Annotated in this window: 16 protein-coding genes; 8 read left to right on the top strand and 8 right to left on the bottom strand. The window is 69.4% G+C overall.

Annotation, left to right across the window (positions count from 1 at the left end; all coding sequences use genetic code 11):
• Positions 1-13 precede the first annotated feature (13 nt).
• The 6 genes from ACFM35_RS12010 to ACFM35_RS11985 form a co-directional block, all read right to left on the bottom strand.
• Positions 14-283, bottom strand: coding sequence for an MrpF/PhaF family protein (locus ACFM35_RS12010; protein ID WP_378842306.1), 270 nt, complete (start codon positions 281-283; stop codon positions 14-16).
• Positions 280-858 (bottom strand): Na+/H+ antiporter subunit E, encoded by a 579-nt coding sequence (locus tag ACFM35_RS12005; RefSeq protein WP_378842304.1) that lies wholly within the window; start codon positions 856-858, stop codon positions 280-282. The genes ACFM35_RS12010 and ACFM35_RS12005 overlap by 4 nt, the downstream gene beginning before the upstream one ends.
• Positions 855-2,411: a Na+/H+ antiporter subunit D gene (locus ACFM35_RS12000; RefSeq protein WP_378842302.1), complete on the bottom strand. Its 1,557-nt coding sequence runs from the start codon at positions 2,409-2,411 to the stop codon at positions 855-857. The genes ACFM35_RS12005 and ACFM35_RS12000 overlap by 4 nt, the downstream gene beginning before the upstream one ends.
• Positions 2,408-2,995 carry a Na(+)/H(+) antiporter subunit C gene (locus ACFM35_RS11995; RefSeq protein ID WP_378842300.1) on the bottom strand — a complete coding sequence of 196 codons (588 nt, stop codon included), beginning with the start codon at positions 2,993-2,995 and terminating at the stop codon, positions 2,408-2,410. Before ACFM35_RS11995 ends, ACFM35_RS12000 begins: the two co-directional genes overlap by 4 nt.
• Positions 2,995-5,940 carry a Na+/H+ antiporter subunit A gene (locus ACFM35_RS11990; protein ID WP_378842298.1) on the bottom strand — a complete coding sequence of 982 codons (2,946 nt, stop codon included), beginning with the start codon at positions 5,938-5,940 and terminating at the stop codon, positions 2,995-2,997. Before ACFM35_RS11990 ends, ACFM35_RS11995 begins: the two co-directional genes overlap by 1 nt.
• A 92-nt stretch (positions 5,941-6,032) precedes the next feature.
• The gene (locus ACFM35_RS11985; RefSeq protein WP_378842296.1) at positions 6,033-7,100 is read right to left on the bottom strand and encodes a LacI family DNA-binding transcriptional regulator; all 1,068 of its coding nucleotides are present in this window, start codon (positions 7,098-7,100) and stop codon (positions 6,033-6,035) included.
• A gap of 59 nt (positions 7,101-7,159) precedes the next feature.
• Between ACFM35_RS11985 and ACFM35_RS11980 the strand changes: the two genes are divergently transcribed.
• Positions 7,160-8,479: an MFS transporter gene (locus ACFM35_RS11980; protein ID WP_378842294.1), complete on the top strand. Its 1,320-nt coding sequence runs from the start codon at positions 7,160-7,162 to the stop codon at positions 8,477-8,479.
• Here ACFM35_RS11980 and ACFM35_RS11975 read toward each other — a convergent pair.
• Complete coding sequence (locus ACFM35_RS11975) at positions 8,463-9,221, bottom strand: SDR family NAD(P)-dependent oxidoreductase (protein WP_378842292.1); 759 nt, start codon at positions 9,219-9,221, stop codon at positions 8,463-8,465. The genes ACFM35_RS11980 and ACFM35_RS11975 overlap by 17 nt on opposite strands.
• 137 nt (positions 9,222-9,358) lie before the next feature.
• Here ACFM35_RS11975 and ACFM35_RS11970 point away from each other — a divergent pair, with 137 nt between their 5' ends.
• The 5 genes from ACFM35_RS11970 to ACFM35_RS11950 are packed head-to-tail and all read left to right on the top strand — an operon-like array spanning position 9,359 to position 14,655.
• A complete protein-coding gene (locus ACFM35_RS11970; RefSeq protein ID WP_378842290.1) occupies positions 9,359-9,883 on the top strand; it encodes a MarR family winged helix-turn-helix transcriptional regulator in 525 nt (174 codons plus the stop codon).
• A gap of 4 nt (positions 9,884-9,887) precedes the next feature.
• On the top strand, positions 9,888-10,583 hold the full coding sequence (gene nucS, locus ACFM35_RS11965; protein ID WP_378842288.1) for an endonuclease NucS: 696 nt from the start codon (positions 9,888-9,890) through the stop codon (positions 10,581-10,583).
• Positions 10,584-10,606: 23 nt separating this feature from the next.
• Positions 10,607-11,290 (top strand): HAD hydrolase-like protein, encoded by a 684-nt coding sequence (locus ACFM35_RS11960; protein ID WP_378842286.1) that lies wholly within the window; start codon positions 10,607-10,609, stop codon positions 11,288-11,290.
• Positions 11,283-12,536, top strand: a complete 1,254-nt coding sequence (locus tag ACFM35_RS11955) for a hypothetical protein (RefSeq protein WP_378842284.1) — start codon at positions 11,283-11,285, stop codon at positions 12,534-12,536. Before ACFM35_RS11960 ends, ACFM35_RS11955 begins: the two co-directional genes overlap by 8 nt.
• A 40-nt stretch (positions 12,537-12,576) precedes the next feature.
• The gene (locus ACFM35_RS11950; protein WP_378842282.1) at positions 12,577-14,655 is read left to right on the top strand and encodes a bifunctional lysylphosphatidylglycerol flippase/synthetase MprF; all 2,079 of its coding nucleotides are present in this window, start codon (positions 12,577-12,579) and stop codon (positions 14,653-14,655) included.
• Positions 14,656-14,713: 58 nt separating this feature from the next.
• Here the strand turns inward: ACFM35_RS11950 and ACFM35_RS11945 are convergent, their stop codons facing one another.
• Complete coding sequence (locus tag ACFM35_RS11945; protein WP_378842280.1) at positions 14,714-14,920, bottom strand: cold-shock protein; 207 nt, start codon at positions 14,918-14,920, stop codon at positions 14,714-14,716.
• A gap of 314 nt (positions 14,921-15,234) precedes the next feature.
• Between ACFM35_RS11945 and ACFM35_RS11940 the strand changes: the two genes are divergently transcribed.
• Both ACFM35_RS11940 and ACFM35_RS11935 read left to right on the top strand, forming a co-directional pair.
• Entirely contained in the window at positions 15,235-15,900 is a 666-nt protein-coding gene (locus ACFM35_RS11940; protein ID WP_378842279.1) for a GntR family transcriptional regulator, read from the top strand.
• A gap of 39 nt (positions 15,901-15,939) precedes the next feature.
• Positions 15,940-16,425 carry a GNAT family N-acetyltransferase gene (locus ACFM35_RS11935; RefSeq protein ID WP_378842278.1) on the top strand — a complete coding sequence of 162 codons (486 nt, stop codon included), beginning with the start codon at positions 15,940-15,942 and terminating at the stop codon, positions 16,423-16,425.
• The last annotated feature ends 38 nt before the right edge of the window (positions 16,426-16,463 follow it).

The following is a 16,463-nucleotide window of genomic DNA, read 5'->3' as shown; positions in this document are numbered from 1 at the left end:
CGCAACAGGGCGCTCATCGCTGCACGTCCTTCCGGGCGACGAACCGGGCGATCGAGATCGAGCCGAACACCCCCACGGCGGCGATCACCAGCAGCACCGGCAGCGTCCGCGTGTGGTGGTTGATGGCCATCTCGGCACCGAGGACGCACATGATCTCGGTGAGCAGCACGTCGGAGGCGATCGCCCGATCGAGGATCGACGGACCGATCACGATCTTGATGAGCGTGAGGATCGCCGCCACCGCGAACACGACATAGGCGATCGTGAGCAGGATCGTGGTCATTCGCCGACCTCCACCGGGCGCGAGGATGCGGCCGCGGCATCGCGGATCTGCGCCACCTGCGCGCGCGAACCGACAGCCATGACGATGCGGCGCTCCCAGCTCCGCACGGCCTTGCGCTGCTTCTCGACGTCGGCCATCGTGCGCAGACCGATGACGTGCAGGTACAGGATGCGACGCTCGCGGTCGGTCTCGAGCACGAGCGAGCCGGGGATGAGAGATGCCGTGACCGCGGTGTGGGTCATGATGAGGTCGTCGTCGGTGACCAGCGGGACGGCGATCACCCCCGCACCGGGCTGTCGACGGGCATCGAGCACCTGCCAGGCCACCGTGAGCGACCCGAGGATCAAGTCCGCCAGGAACCTCACGACGAAGACGAGGCCGTACCAGAGGTTCACCCGACCGGACAGCTCGACCGGCGGCAGGCGGAACACCCGGGTCACGAAGATCGCGACGATCACCCCGGTGAGGAACGCGAGCACGGTGAACTGGCCCCAGAGCAGCATCCACAGGGCGACCAGCCACACGAAGAACGGGATCTGGCGCCAGAACTGGGTCAGGGTGGCGCGGGGGCTCACTGTCCGGCCTCCTCTTGGAGCTGGATGAGGCTGACCGGTTCCAGCAGCGACGCGCCGATACGGGCGCAGACGTCGTAGAGCGGTCCCGCGAACACGGTCAGCGCCACCGTGACGACGACCATGCCGGTGGTCGCGGCCGTCATGATGCGCGGGATCACACGCCGCTCGGTCTGCACCTCGGCCGCGGGGGCGTCGTCGAGGTAGGAGATGCGCGACTCGGTCTCAGCCTGGTCGTCTTCCTCGCGCCAGAACGAGAGGTTCCAGGCCCGCATGAGTGCGTACAGGGTCAGGAGCGAGGTGACGATGCCGGCCACGATGAGCGTCATCATGAGCGGCGTGCCCACTTCGGCCGCCGCATCGAAGAGCGCGAACTTCCCGATGAAGCCCGAGAACGGGGGCAGGCCGCCGAGGTTCACTGCCGGGATGAAGTACAGGACGGCGATCACGGGGGCGGCCCTCATGAGGCCCTTCACCTTGAGGATCGACGTGCTGCCCGCGCGACGCTCGATCAGCCCGACGGCAAGGAACAGCGTGGTCTGCACCACGATGTGGTGCACCATGTAGTAGATCGTCGCGCCGATCGCCGCCGGAGTGGCGATCGCCAGCCCGAAGACCATGTAGCCGATGTGGCTGACCAGCGTGAACGACAGGATGCGCTTGAGTTCGGCCTGGGCGATGGCGCCGAGGACGCCCACCACCATCGTGGCCAGCGCCACGATCAGCAGCAGCGTGTTCACGTCGTTGTCGCGGAAGATCTCGGTCTCGGTGCGGATCATCGCGTACACGCCGACCTTGGTCAGGAGGCCTGCGAAGACTGCCGTGACCGGTGCGGGCGCGGTCGGGTACGAGTCGGGCAGCCAGAACGACAGGGGGAAGACGGCCGCCTTGATGCTGAACGCGAGCAGCAGCATGATGTGCAGCAGCAGCTGCGTCTGCTGCGGCAGTTCCGTCATGCGCTCGGAGATCTGCACCATGTTGACCGTGCCGAGTGCGCCGTAGATCATGGCGATCGCGGCGAGGAACAGGATCGACGACACGAGCGAGACGACGATGTAGACGACCCCCGCCCGGATGCGCGACTCCGTGCTGCCGAGGGTGATCAGCACGTAGGAGGCGACGAGGAGGATCTCGAAGCCGACGTAGAGGTTGAAGAGGTCGCCGGCGATGAAGGCGTTGAAGATGCCCGCCGAGAGGATCAGGTACGACGGGTGGAAGATCGAGATGGGGGTGTCGTCGTCGCCGTCCGCCGCACCCTGGCCCACCGAGAAGAGGAGCACGGCGAGCAGCACGATGCTCGACACGACCACCAGCAGCGCCGCCAGCCGGTCGACGTAGAGGACGATGCCGAACGGGATCGGCCACCCCCCGACCGAGACCGCGATCGGGGCCCCGCCCACGTCGACCGCGTAGAGCAGCACGGACGCGATGACGAGCACGAGGGTGAGCGTGACGATCGAGACACCGACCTGCGTACGGCGGTGGCGACCGGCGATCAGGGCGATCGCCGCGCCGATGAGGGGCAGGGTCACCAGGAGCGGCACGAGGTAGCTCATCGTTCGCCCCCTCCGGTGTCGGTATCGGTGTCCGGGTCGGTGTGGGTGGCGGTGGCGTCGTCCTGCCGACGCCTCGTGCGGGGCCTGTCGCTCGGCGCATCATCGCGGAGGGCCGTGTGGTCGCGACTGTCGAGGAGGGTGATGGGCGACTTCTGCACGCCGACGAAGTCGGTCGCCGCGTCATCCGACTGGTCGTCGACATCATCCTCGAACGAGTCGTCCTCGTCGATGCCGCGCGTGCGCACGGCGAGGTCTTCGGCGTCGTCCTCGACGGTGTCGGCCTGTCCGAGCTGCCACGAGCGATAGATCAGGGCGAGGAGGAAGGCCGAGACGGCGAACGTGATGACGATCGCCGTCAGAGTGAGGGCCTGCGGGAGCGGATCCGACATCTCCTCCGATTCGGCTGCGCCGTAGAACGGGGCGACACCGGGCCGTCCCATCACGATGAGGAGCAGGAGGTTGGCGGCGTTGCCGAGCAGCAGGAATCCGATGAGCACGCGCGTGAGACTGCGCTCGAGCATCGCGTACACGCCGCACGCGAACAGCACCGCCATCACGACGATCAGGACGGCCGAGACATCCATCAGCTCACCACCTCGCCCCGTCGGGGGGCCGAGGAGCGCAGCTCCTGCGCCTGACGGTCGACCTCGGCGCCGAGGCTGCGCAGCACGTCGAGCACGAGACCGATCACCACGAGGTAGACGCCGACGTCGAAGATCGTCGATGTGACGAATTCGACGTGCCCGACGACGGGCAGGGTGGCTTCCCAGAACGCGCTCGTGAGCGGCGCGGCACCGAAGAACAGAGGCACCACGGCGCAGCCGACGGCCAGCGTCATCCCGACGCCCAGCAGCCGTCCGGCGTCGGTGGGTGCGGCAGCGCCCAGTTCGTAGCGCCCGCCGGCGACGTAGCGCATGACGAGCGCCATGCCGGCGACGAGGCCCCCGGCGAAGCCGCCGCCGGGCAGGTTGTGACCGGCGAAGAGCAGGTACAGCGACACCAGGATGATCGAGTGGAACAGCACCCGCACGATGACTTCGAGCATCAGCGAACGGTTCTCCGGCCGCACGCGCTGGCCGCCGACCAGCCACGCCTGCGGCTGATGGCGGGTGCCGGCCGTCCGCGGCCGCGCGCCGTCCAGCGTCTCGACCATCGGGCGACGGTTGCCCGCCGCGGTGCGCGGCAACGGAGCGGTGAGGGTCGACAGCGTGTCGGCGCGGTGAGTGACGAAGACGAGGGATGCGACGCCCGTCGCCGCGAGGATGAGCACCGACAGCTCGCCCATCGTGTCCCACCCGCGCAGATCGACGAGGGCGACGTTAACCACGTTGCGCCCGTGCCCGAGGTCGTAGGCGAGCTCGGGGAACCGCTCCGAGATCGGGACAGCGGTGCGGGAGGCCGTCGCCACGACGGCGATGACGGCCATCGTCGCGCCGACCGCGACGGCGATGAGCGCGCGGGCGATCGGCCACACCGATGCGTTGTGCTCCCCCATGCGCGCCGGGATGCGCCGCAGCACCAGGGCGAACGCGACGAGGGTCACCGTCTCGACGAGGATCTGTGTGAGCGCGAGGTCGGGCGCGCCGCTCGTCGCGAACAGCACGACCATGCCGAGCCCGGTGACGGAGACCAGCACGACCCCGGTGTAGCGCTTCCGTGCCCGCACGGCGATGATGCCGGCGATGATCATGATCGGTGCGACCACGAGCTGCATCGGTGCCTGGTAGAGATCGAGCTTCATGGCCCAGTCCCCGCCGAGCAACAGCGCGGTGCCCTCACCGATGACGAACACGAAGAAGATCGTGCCGACATAGAGCGGCAGCGACCCGCGCTGCGTGAAAGTCGTGGTGACCACCGAGAGCCGGGCGATGCCCCGCAGCGTGACGTTGTAGACGTCGCCCGCGGTGAAGGGCAGCACGCGCATGCGGGGATTCCAGGAGCGCGTCAGCACGAAGAGGGCGAGGCCGAGGACGATCGAGCCGAGGGAGATCCCGAGCGCCGGCTCGAGGCCGTGCCAGAGAGCCAGGTGGTACGCGTACTCCGGCGCCGGAACGCCGGGACTCGACGCCGGCGACGTCTCGGCGTAGGGCTGCAGTGCGGTGTCGAGCAACGGGGCGGCGATCCCGCCGGCGAGCGTGAGCAGAGCCAGCAGGGTCGGCGCACTGAGGAAGCCGATCGGAGGGTCGGGCCACTCGGTGCGCGGGAGGCGCTCGCCGTCACGGTCCTTCTTCGTCCAGAATGCACCCCAGAGGAAGCGAGCCCCATATGCCGCAGTGAGTATGGACCCGAGGATGACCCCGATGAGGGCGATCAGACCCCACGCGGATCCCCCCGCGGCCTCTTCGAGGAGCGCGGTGAGGGCGCCTTCTTTGGCGACGAAGCCCAGGGTCGGCGCGAAGCCCGCCATGGACGCGATGGCGATGAACGACACCGTGGTGATGACGGGCGCCTGCCTGCCCACGCCGCTGAGTTCCGTGATGTCTCGGGTGGAGAGCTGGCGGTCGATCACGCCCACCACCAGGAAGAGCGCTGACTTGAACAGCGCGTGTCCGATCAGGAGTGCAAGCCCTGCGAGGGCGGCATCCCGCGTGCCGTAGCCGATCACGACGGTCAGGAAGCCGAGCTGGCTGACCGTGCCGAACGCCAGGATGCGCTTGAGGTCGTATTCGCGCAGAGCCTGCACTCCGCCGAGCAGCATCGTGAAGATTCCGAGGCTGATGACGACCGGACGCCACGGCGCCGAGAGGGCGAACACGGGCGCGAGGCGGGCGATCAGGTAGATGCCGGCCTTGACCATCGCGGCGGCGTGCAGGTACGCGCTCACCGGCGTCGGAGCGGCCATCGCTCCGGGCAGCCAGAAGTGGAACGGGAAGATCGCGGACTTGCTCAGCGCCCCCACCAGCAGCAGGACGAGCGCGGCGTCGACCACGGGTCCGGTCGGCGCGGCGTCGAGGATCGACGACAAGCTCGAGGTGCCGGTGTCGACCACCAGCAGGACGACGCCGATCAGCATGACGAGGCCGCCGATCGTGGTGACCAGCAGGGCCTGCAGCGCCGAGCGCCGGCTCACGCCGCGGCGGTGGTAGAAGCCGATCAGAAGGTAGGAGAGGATGCTGGTGATCTCCCAGAACATCACCAGGACGACGAGGTCGTCGGTGAGCACGAGACCGTACATCGCGCCGGCGAAGGCGAGGAGAACGGCGGAGAATTGTCCGAGCCCCTGGTCCTTGCCGCGGAAGTACCAGCGGCAGTAGAGCATCACGAGCGCGCCGACGCCCGTGACGATGAGAGCCATGACCCACCCCAGCGTGTCCATGCGCATCGAGAGGCGGATGCCGAGCGCGGGGATCCAGTCGTACTCCTCGAACGGCACCTGACCGCTCATCACGGCGGGCGTGTACATCGCGGTCGAGACGAAAGCGGCCGCGGGCAGAAGCGCGGCGACGTAGAACGTCCGCGCGCCGATGCGATGGACGAGCCACGGCAGGAGGATCGGGACGACGGTGAAGGCAGCGAGGAACGCCAGCATGCGCGGCCTCCTCAAGGTCGTCGGCAGCGCGGGGCAGAAAGCTGCGCGGGCGATCGGGGTCTGGAGGCCAGTCTACCCGCCGACCCTCACGCCTATCGGCGGGCGGATGCCTCGGCGGTGGTGTTGCCGGCGCGGAAGACGCAGGTGAACAGCATCGAGGCTGCGGGGCGCCCTTCGAGCATCGCCGCGATCGCCCGACCGGCCGCGCGCCCCTTGTCGGCGGGCTCCTGGACGAGCGTCGTGAGCAGATACGGAGCGAGCCCGTCGACGACGATGCCGTCGAACCCGGTCACGCTGACGTCCTGCGGCACGCGCAGGCCGGCTTCTTCCGCGGCACGGATCACGCCGGCCGCGAGCAGGTCGCTCTGCGCGATGACCGCGGTCGGCGGCGTGGTCCCCCGGGAGAAGAGGATGCGGCCTGCCGCGAGGCCTTCGTCGATCGAACTGCCGGCCGCGGCATAGGCCGGGGCTTCCGGATACACGTCGCGGGCTCCCTCGAGCCGGTCCCGCGTGACGTCCACGGTGATCTCGGCGTCCGGAGCGATCCACCCCCGCGTCCGCCGCTTGTCGATCGGCAGCGTGAGGACGACGACGTCGGTGTGCCCGAGTCCGCGCAGGTGCAGCGCCGCGTGCTTCTGGGCCACCCCGTTGTCGAGCCTGATCTGCGGCACCCCTTCGCCGGCGTCCCCCTCGATGACGACGACCGGGATGCCGCGTGCCTTGACGACGGCGAGCGATTCGCGCAGCAGCCCGCTGCAGCCGATCAGGACGGCGGCATCCAACGGAGCGGTGGTGAGCGTGGGCGCGAGAGCGGCGGGGGTGTCGCCCACCGCGGCCTGGTCGCGCAGCAGGAGGAGGCCGGCGCCGAGGGGCGCGACGCCGTCGGTGAGCCCGTCCATCATGAGGATCTTGACCGGATCCTGGAAGGCCGTGCCCAGGTGTTCTTCGAACACGACACCGACGATGCCCGAGCGCCCGCTGCGCAGCGACGCGGCCCGCGGATCGGGCCCGGTGTAGCCGAGCAACGCGGCGGCGTCCAGGACGCGCCGGCGCGTGGCATCCGACACCGGTGTCTTGCCACTGAAGACGACCGACGCCGTCGACCCCGAGACGCCCGCCTCGCGGGCGACGTCGGCGATCGTGGCTCGGCGGGTGCTCATCGCCGACGATCGTACCTCGCCGGCTGGGCGCCGTCGAATCGATTCGGTACGCTGTCTCCATGAGCGCCACGATCTCCCGCCCCCGACTCGTGCACTGGCGGACGGCCATCTTCGTGATCTTCTTTGTCATGGGCCTGGGCTTCGCGTCGTGGGCCTCGAGGCTGCCGGCCGTCAAGCAGATCCTGGGGATCGACGACTTCGGCGTGGGCGTGCTGCTGTTCGTCTCGGGCGCCGCCTCGATCGTCGGGCTGTCGCTGGCCAACGTCATCGTCGCCCGCTGGGGCGCCCGCCGCGGAATGGTCTTCACGATCGCGGCCTTCGCGTCGGGCGTGATCGTCACAGGACTGGGCGTGCAGGTCGCGGAGTCGTATGCGCTCACCGCCGTCGGCCTCGGACTGATGGGGCTCGGCATGAGTTCGACCGACGTCATGATGAATGTCGAGGCGGCCTCCGTGGAGCAGGCGTTCGGGCGCACGCTCATGCCCCTCTTCCACGCATTCTTCAGCGTCGGCACCGTCGCGGGCGCGGGCGCCGGCATCGCGATGGCCGGCTGGAGCGTCGGCGTCGGGTGGCACTTCGGCGTGGTCGGCATCGTCGTCCTCGCCGCGGGCTGGGCGGCCCTCCGCTTCGTGCCCGAGCGCATGCCCGCGGTCACGGAGGACGCCCCCGCGCCGACGCGGCGCGAGCGATTCGCCGAGATGGCCGCGGTCTGGCGCGATCCGCGCACGTATGCGATCGGCCTCATCATGCTGGGCATGGCCTTCGCCGAGGGCAGTGCCAACGACTGGCTCGCGATCGCGGTCGTCGACGGTCACGGTCAGACCGAAGCGGTCGGCGCGGTCGCACTGACGGTCTTCTCCGTCGCGATGACGCTGTTCCGGGTGCTGGGCGGCCCGATGGTCGACCGCATCGGGCGGGTGTGGACGCTGCGGATCCTGTCCATCGCCGCGGCGGTCGGCCTCGTCATGTTCATCCTCGCGCCCACCCTGCCGATCGCCTTCATCGGCGTGGCGCTCTGGGGAGCCGGTGCGTCGCTGGGGTTCCCGCTCGGGATGTCGGCCGCCGCAGACGATCCGACGAAGGCTGCGGCATCCGTCTCGGCCGCCGCGACCATCGGCTACCTCGCCTTCCTCGGCGGCCCGCCCGTGCTCGGCTGGATCAGCCACCAGATCGGGATCCTCCCGACCCTCTGGATCATCGTGGTCCTGATCGTGATGTCGGGTCTCGCCTCGGGAGCCGCACGCCCGATCGCAGGCTCGACGGTGGGCGGCGGCCACGCCCGACGCGGACCCGAGACGGCAGCGTCGGAGGAGAACCTCGGCACGGTCCACGACGGCGCACCCCCCGCCGCGAGAACGCGGTCTAGAACATCGTCGTGAGCACGCCGCCGTCCGCCCGGACGGCCGCGCCGTTCGTCGCCGATGAGAGCGGACTCGCCAGATACGTCGCCAGATGGGCGATCTCGTCGGGCTCGATGAATCTTTCGAGGAGGCTCGTCCGGTTGCCGGCGATCACCGCGGCCTTCAGTTCGTCCGCTCCCATCGCCTGCGCATGCGCGAGCTGCTCGACCGTACGGGCGACACCGTCCGAATACGTCGGGCCCCCGAGGATGGTGTTCACGGTCACCTCTGTTCCCCGAGTGAGCTTCGACAGACCGTTCGCGAGGGCCGTCATCCCCGCCTTCGTCACGCCGTAGTGCAGCATGTCTGCGGGGATGTTCGCTCCCGACTCGCTCCCGATGAAGATGATCCGACCCCATCCGTTCGCCAGCATCCCGTCCAGGACATGCCGCGAGAGCCGCACACCGCTCATCACGTTGACCTGGAAGTAGCGCTCCCAGTCGTCATCGACGAGCTCGGCGAAGGGCGCGAGCTCGAACAGGCCGATGTTGTTGACCAGGATGTCCACCTGCCCCAGCGCCACCAGTAGGCGCTGAACCTGCTTCGGGTCTTCGAAGTCGGCGGCGAGGCCGGAGACGTCCGCGCCGGGGACGAGCTCGGCCAGGCGCGCGACCGCGCTCCCGACACGATCTGCGGTCCGTCCGTTGATGACGACCGTCGCTCCCTCCGCCAGCAGCGCCCTCGCTATCGCGAAGCCGATGCCCTGCGTCGAACCGCTCACGAACGCCCGTCGTCCCGTCAATTTCAGGTCCACAACTCTCCATTCGCTTGCCCACGCACGTGACTTTCCCCTCACATTACTTGATCAGGCAAGTGAATCCGCGCGCACGCCGTGCTCGGCTCGCGTAGTGTGCAGAGATGCCGGAAACCGAAGGCGCCGCGGGTCTGAGCGGTGAAGAGCTCGAAACCTGGTCCGCCCTGGCCACGGTTCTGGAGTGGCTCCCCGCCGCGCTCGACGCATCGCTCCAGCGCGACTCCGACATGACGCACTTCGAGTACGGGATCCTGTTCGCCCTGGCCGATGCGCCGGATCACCGCCTCCGCATGTCGGAGCTCGCCGGCTTTGCGAACAGCTCGCTCTCGCGACTGTCTCGCGCGGTGTCCCGGCTGGACCGGAGGGGGTGGGTGCTCCGCAGCCCCGACCCCGTCGACGGTCGATCCACCCTCGCCACGCTCACCGAGTCAGGACTCACGACCTACCGATCCGCCTCCCCGGGTCATGTGCAGACCGTGCAGCGACTCGTCCTCGACCCGCTGACGCGCGCTCAGACCAGACAGCTCCACCTCATCAGCCGGCGGATCATGAGCGCGATCCGTGACGAAGAGGGCTGGAGGCCGTCCCCGTCGACCGGCGTCGACGGGGACCGCCAGCGACTACCCTGACGGAGTGCGTCTCGTCATTGCCCGCTGTGCGGTGGACTACTCCGGCCGGCTCAACGCCCACCTGCCGCTGGCCACCCGGCTGCTCGTGCACAAGGGCGACGGCAGCCTGCTGGTGCACTCCGACGGCGGCTCCTACAAGCCGCTGAACTGGATGAGCCCGCCCTGCACCCTGACGGTGCAGACTCCGGATGCCGCGGCCATCGAAGACGGAGTGATCGAGCAGTGGCGGGTCACTCATTCCAAGACCGGCGACGCCCTGCTGGTCCACATCCACGAGATCCTCCACGACAGCGCGCACGAGCTCGGTGTCGACCCGGGCCTCATCAAAGACGGTGTGGAGGCCGACTTGCAGCGCCTGCTGGCCGATCAGGTCGGCGTCATCGGCGACGGCCTCACTCTGGTCCGGCGCGAGTTCCCCACGGCGATCGGCCCCGTCGACCTCCTGCTGCGCAACCCCGCGGGCGGCACGATCGCCGTCGAGGTGAAGCGTCGCGGCGACATCGACGGCGTCGAGCAGCTCACCCGCTACCTCGAGCTGCTCGGTCGCGACCCGCACCTCGCACCCGTCACCGGTGTGTTCGCCGCGCAGGAGATCAAACCGCAGGCCCGTGTGCTCGCGACGGATCGCGGCATCAGGTGCGTGACCCTCGACTACGACCACATGAAGGGCATCGACTCCGGCGCCCCGCGCTTGTTCTGAGCCCGCCCGGTAGCGTGGAGCCCATGCCCCGCCGCTCTCCCTGGTCCTGTGTTCTGTGGGACGTCGACGGCACGATCGTGGATGCGTCCTCGGGAATCCTCCGCCGGCTGGGCATCGCGATGCGCCACTTCGGGCACCCCGACGTCACGCGCGCCGAACTCGTGCATTGGATTGGCCCACCGATGCACGAGACGTTCCAGAAGCAACTCGGCATGAGCCCCGACGAGGCGACGGACGCCGTGTCGTTCTACCGGACCCTCGGCAAGCAGGACGGCTACACCACGGGTGCGCAGCTCTATCCGCAGATCGCCGACCTGCTTCGCGAGATGCACCGCGCGGGTGTTCCGCAGGCGACGGCGAGCTCGAAGCCCGAGGTGCAGGTGCAGGCCCTGATGGACCATTTCGATCTCTCCGAGTGCTTCACCGCGATCGTCGGAGCGACGCTGGACGAACGCAGGCTCAGCGCGAAGGCCGACATCGTCGCCGAGGCCCTCCGACGCCTCGAGCACGCCGGCGTCGACACGAGCCGTCCCGTGCTGATCGGCGACCGTCACCACGACGTCGAAGGCGCCTCGGCCCACGGCGTGCCGGTCATCTTCGTCCGCTGGGGTTTCAGCTGGCCGCACGAGTCGGAGGGCGCCCAGGCGGCCGTCGACGATGTCGGCGAACTCCGCTCCCTTCTCCTGCTCCCGGACGCCGATGCCTGACATCCTTCGATGGGTCGTCCCCGCGGTCGTGGTCTTCGCCGTCGCCGCGGTGCTCGCCGCCGTCGCCGTCTGGGCGGTGCGCCGCCGCCGGCGCTCCCCACGGGCGCGCGCCGCCGCCGAGGCGGAACGGGCACGCACCGGTGCCGATCTCGTCGCCCTGGATGACGCGATCGAAGAGATCGACCTCGAACTCGCCCTGTCGGGTGCGCTCTACGGCGGCGGGACGCCCGCGACTCTCCGGCGTGCGCGCATGACGGCTCAGCACGCGCGCGACAACGCCTTCGACGACTACCGCAGCATCTCCGATGGGGATGCACAGCCGGCGCAGGTCGCCCGCGCCGCACGGGCGATCCGGTTGCGCACCGGCCAGGCGCTCGCCGTCATCGCCCGCGCACGAGCCGAGAACGACGCCTGGGTCCGCGAGAACCTTTCGGCGAGCGCGCAGATCGCCGCGGCATCCGCTCGTCTCGTGGACATGCGCGCGAGCATGGGTGATCCTGTCGCACTGGTGCGGTCGCTTTCGGACCGCTTCGATGAGGCCGAGTGGGCGGAAGCCCGGGACGCCGCACGGGCGGCCGTCGACGCCGCGGCGTCGGCCGAGCAGCACTTGACGAATGCCCGGGATGCCGCGGCCGACCCGTCACGGTCGGCGCTGACCGACCTCGCAGGGGCGGAGCGCGACCTGCGCAGAGCCATGAGCGAGACCCGAATGGTCGAGGAGCGACACCGCCTCGTGATGCAGGCCGCGGCCGCGGTCCCCGGTGAACTCGCCGAAGCCCGCGCGGCGATCCGACAGGCCGTCACCGTGCGGGAGGGGCTGGAGCCGGAGGATGCCGAGCGTCTCGGCGAGGCCATCCGAGCAGCCGACGCGGCGCTTCAAGCCCTCACGCCGGATGCCACCCGTCGACCGACGCACACCACGGATTCGCTTGCGCGCCTGCGCGACCGCCTCGACATGGCGCTGGGCGATGCCCGGAGTGCACAGCAGCGCCTCCGCGGCGCACGTACCGCCCTGCCGGGAACCCTCGCCGCGGCGCGGAACGCGATCGCCCAGGCCGAACGGGCGCTCTCACAGGCGCACGCCGGGGCGGATGCCCGCGTGCGGCTGGCCGACGCCCAGACCGATCTGGCAGCCGCACGGGCCGGGACCGATCCGGTGAAAGCCCTCGACGAGGCGCGGAGGGCCGTGCGCAAGGCGGAGGACGCGAAGGCCCTGGCCGACCACGACCGTCTCGCCCGCGACTGAGTTCTCCCGGGCGACCGAGCCGACCAGTATCGTGAGGCGCATGACCGACGCCACCGTCTCTCGTCGCCCCGTCTTGGTCCGCGTGATCGCACGCATCCCCGCCACCCTCGTGCTGGTCGCCCTCATCCTCCTGGCCGGAGTGATCTGGGGCGGCCTGTGGAGTCCTTTCGAAGACAACGAGCTCTTCCCCAGCGTCGCCTACGGCCTGCCGCAGCTGACGCAGGGTCTGTGGTGGACGCCCCTCACCGGCACATTCTTCGTCAACCTGCCATGGGTGTACATCCTCACGATCGCGAGCTTCGCGGGCATGGCTTACCTCGAGTTCATGCGGGGAACACGGGTCGCGCTGGCCTACTTCTGGATCGGCCAGCTGTTCGCCATCTTCGCGGCCGCCATGCTGCTGTGGCTGGGCGCGTTGCTGCCGTGGCCGTGGGCGCAGGTGCAGTCGCTCATGATCGACGTCGGCCCCTCCGGCGGCACGATGGCGTGCATCGCCGCGGCGGCGGGACTGCTGGTGGCACCCTGGCGGGTGCGCGTCTGGCTCGTCATCATCGGCTTCACCGTCGTCTCGTTGCTGTTCTGGGGTGCTCTCGCCGACGTCGAGCACGCCCTGGCCGTGCTTCTCGTGCTGTTCGTCGACCGCTCGCTCCGGGTTCAGCGCACCACCGTGCGGGAGCAGCGTCTCGTGGCCTTCTTCGCCCTCCTCGTGCTGGGCGCGATCCAGATCGTGACGACACTGGTGCCCACGAACGGGCCGTTCGGGTCGACCGACGCCGTCTCCGGCGGTTTCGTCGACGTCGGTATCGACACCGTCGTGATCCTGCTCGTCGCCACCGGCCTCCGACGCGGTCGTCGCTGGTCGTGGGTGGTCACCGTCCTCCTCTCGGCCCTCAACGTGCTCGTCGGCATCCTGCTGCTGGTTCTGCTGCTGATCACCCGCTCGCTCAACATGCCCGACGTCGACCTCGACGGCGACCCGAGCGCCACGTTCGCCACCGCGACCCTCTGGCTTCTGCTGCTCGTCTACGTGGTCTGGGTGCGCCGCGCGTTCGCCTCCCGCCGCAAGTCCCCGATCGGCTCGACCGCGCCCCCGACCCTCGACGAGGTGAAGGAAGACATCCACCGCTACGGCGGCGGCACCCTGTCATGGATGAGCACATGGGACGGCAACAGCTACGCGCGCACCTCGACGGGCGTCATCGTCTACCAGCGTCGCGCCGGGGTCGCGCTGGTCCTCGCCGATCCACTGGGACCGGAGGACGGCCGGGCGCAGTCCGTACGCGAGTTCATCGATCAGTCCGAGCACGCCGGGCTCATTCCCTGCTTCTTCAGCGCGGCCGAGTCGACCCGCGCCGCGCTCCCCCCGGGCTGGCGCAGCATGGTCGTCGCCGACGACACGATCGTCGACCTCCCCGGCCTGAAGTTCACCGGCAAGCCGTGGGCATCCGTACGCACGGCGATCAACAAGGCGGGACGCGAGAACATCGCCTTCAAGATGACCCGCATGAAGGACGAGTCATGGGGCACCCGCGCACAGCTCCGCGCGATCTCCGAGATGTGGGTCGGTGACAAGGGCCTGCCCGAGATGGGCTTCACGCTCGGGACCCTGACCGAAGCGGAAGACCCCGAGGTTCGGCTGGCGATCGCGATGTCGCCGAACGGCGACGTCGACGGCTTCCTGTCCTGGCTTCCCGTCTACGGCGAGAACGGCGCGGTGCGCGGGTGGACCCTCGACCTGATGCGTCGACGCGACGGCGGGTTCGGGCCGGTGATGGAGTTCCTGATCGGCTCGAGCGCGCAGTTCTTCTCCGAAGAGGGCGCGGAGGTCATGTCGCTCTCCGGCGCGCCGCTGGCGCACGACTATCCGCCCGGGGCGGGGATCATCGCCGACCTCAGCGAGAAGCTCGCCGAATCCCTCGAGCCCGTCTACGGGTTCCAGTCGCTGCACAAGTTCAAGATGAAATTCAACCCGCGCTACGAGACGATGTACCTGCTCTTCCGCGACGAGGCCGATCTGACGAGGATCGGGCTCGCGCTGACGAGGGCGTTCCTGCCCGATGCCACGATCAAGCAATTCGCCGGGGCAGGTTTGGAACTGGTGCGGGGCGACAAGAGCTGACGGCGCACGCGGGTGCCGACGGGATGGGCGGGATGCAGCATCCCGCCCATCTCGTTCGTCAGACGGGTCGGATGTTCTCCGCCTGCAGGCCCTTCGGGCCCTGGGCGACATCGAACTCGACGCGCTGATTCTCCTCGAGGGAGCGGTAGCCGCTCGCCTCGATGGCGGAGTAGTGCGCGAAGACGTCCGCGCCGCCGTCATCGGGAGCGATGAAGCCGAAGCCTTTTTCCGAGTTGAACCACTTGACCGTGCCCTGCGTGCTCATTGCGTGCCATTCTGCTGTCGAAACCGCGCGTCCTGCGCGGCGGTTCCACGGTAGCCACCCGAGCCCGTGACCGGCAGGCGTCGTCACGGATGGTGACAGAAACGTTGCGCGCCCGACATGTTCGCCGCGTGCGGCGCCCATACGGCGCCCGGACCGAGCAGATACTCAAGGTCCGGGCGCCGACGGATCCCCCCGGATGAGCCACGCAGAGCGTGACGGGCTCCACTCTACTGATATATCGGCGGGAGCTGTGAGACCCGGAAGACGGTTTCCGTCGATTCTCCGGTGGCCGCGGACGTAAACTGTCCACCGCCATGACCGACGACGAGCCGCTCGAACCGCGGGAAGACCGCTTCGCTCCCGTGAATCCCCGCGGAGCGATCCTCGGCGACGAGGTGTACTCCATCCTGGGTCGTGCGATCCTCGACGGGACGCTTCAGCCGGGCGAGCGGCTGCGCGACGTCGATCTCGCCGAACGGCTCCAGGTGTCACGGACCCCCGTCCGGGAGGCGCTCCAGCGCCTCGAGCGCTTCGGGCTCGTCGAGGTGTCGGCGAACCGGTGGACGCGCGTGTCCACGCCCGGCGAGAACGCGTTGCGCGACACGACCGAGTTCATGGTCTTCGTGGTGGGCGGCGCCTTCCGCACGGCCCTCGTGCGCTGCTCGGACGAGCAGCTGTCGCTCATCCTCGAAGCCGCCGACGCCGTGATCGCGGCCTCCGACGTCGAAGACGCCGCGGCGATGGTGGCGGGGACCGTGATGTTCTTCCAGCAGGTGATCCGCGCCACCGGCAACGCCGTGTTCATCTCGATCATGCGCGAATCGGGCCTCGCCCTGCAGCGCAACCTCAAGGGGTGGACACCCGACATCGAAGACGCCGCGAGGCGAGGCGCGTCGTATCGGCGCCTGCGGGCGGCCGTGGCCGCACGTGACGGTGCGGCGGCGCACCAGGAACTCCTCGAAGTGAATCTGCTCGGCTGAGCCCGTGCTCCGGGTGGCATCCCGGCGTACCGTTGCTGCGTGGCCCACATCGATCTGCGCGACCTGTCCGACGACGACCTCGACGCCGTGTTCGAGATGATGCGCGACCCGGAAGCGGTGGCGATGGCGGCGTTCACCGCATCCGATCCCGATGACCGCGCCGCCTTCGACGCGTGGAGCGACCGCAACCGACAGGCGCCGGATGCCGCGCAATGGGTCATCACCGAGGACGGCGGTTTCGCGGGGACGGCCGCGGTCTTCTCCCTGGACGGCCATCGCGAGGTGACGTATTGGGTGGCCCGCCACGCCTGGGGCCGAGGCGTGGGCACGGCCGCGCTCCGGCTCATGGTGGCCCGCGAAGCAGAGCGGCCCCTCTACGCCCGCGTCGCCGCGCACAACGCGGCATCCGTCGCGGTTCTCGAACGCGTCGGCTTCACCGAGGTCGAACGCGTCACGGCGTTCGCTCCCGGTGCGGGGCGGGATGTCGAAGAGATCGTCTACACGCTGATGCCCACGCTCGAATGAGGAACGCCACCGAGATGAGAAAGACCCCCCGAAGAACA

The sequence above is a fragment of the Microbacterium songi genome (assembly GCF_042747925.1).
In the GTDB taxonomy this organism is placed as follows: Bacteria; Actinomycetota; Actinomycetes; order Actinomycetales; family Microbacteriaceae; genus Microbacterium.
This window is presented reverse-complemented; position numbering and strand designations above follow the sequence as displayed.

Excerpts from the sequence above, each read along its gene's own strand:
- ACFM35_RS11990 (WP_378842298.1), bottom strand. The coding sequence starts at position 5,940 with ATGCTGGCGTTCCTCGCTGCCTTCACCGTCGTCCCGATCCTCCTGCCG.
- ACFM35_RS11995 (WP_378842300.1), bottom strand. The coding sequence starts at position 2,995 with ATGGATGTCTCGGCCGTCCTGATCGTCGTGATGGCGGTGCTGTTCGCG.
- ACFM35_RS11960 (WP_378842286.1), top strand. The coding sequence starts at position 10,607 with ATGCCCCGCCGCTCTCCCTGGTCCTGTGTTCTGTGGGACGTCGACGGC.
- ACFM35_RS11980 (WP_378842294.1), top strand. The coding sequence starts at position 7,160 with ATGAGCGCCACGATCTCCCGCCCCCGACTCGTGCACTGGCGGACGGCC.
- ACFM35_RS11940 (WP_378842279.1), top strand. The coding sequence starts at position 15,235 with ATGACCGACGACGAGCCGCTCGAACCGCGGGAAGACCGCTTCGCTCCC.
- ACFM35_RS12010 (WP_378842306.1), bottom strand. The coding sequence starts at position 283 with ATGACCACGATCCTGCTCACGATCGCCTATGTCGTGTTCGCGGTGGCG.
- ACFM35_RS11985 (WP_378842296.1), bottom strand. The coding sequence starts at position 7,100 with ATGAGCACCCGCCGAGCCACGATCGCCGACGTCGCCCGCGAGGCGGGC.
- ACFM35_RS11950 (WP_378842282.1), top strand. The coding sequence starts at position 12,577 with ATGACCGACGCCACCGTCTCTCGTCGCCCCGTCTTGGTCCGCGTGATC.
- ACFM35_RS11945 (WP_378842280.1), bottom strand. The coding sequence starts at position 14,920 with ATGAGCACGCAGGGCACGGTCAAGTGGTTCAACTCGGAAAAAGGCTTC.
- ACFM35_RS11955 (WP_378842284.1), top strand. The coding sequence starts at position 11,283 with ATGCCTGACATCCTTCGATGGGTCGTCCCCGCGGTCGTGGTCTTCGCC.
- ACFM35_RS11970 (WP_378842290.1), top strand. The coding sequence starts at position 9,359 with ATGCCGGAAACCGAAGGCGCCGCGGGTCTGAGCGGTGAAGAGCTCGAA.
- ACFM35_RS12000 (WP_378842302.1), bottom strand. The coding sequence starts at position 2,411 with ATGAGCTACCTCGTGCCGCTCCTGGTGACCCTGCCCCTCATCGGCGCG.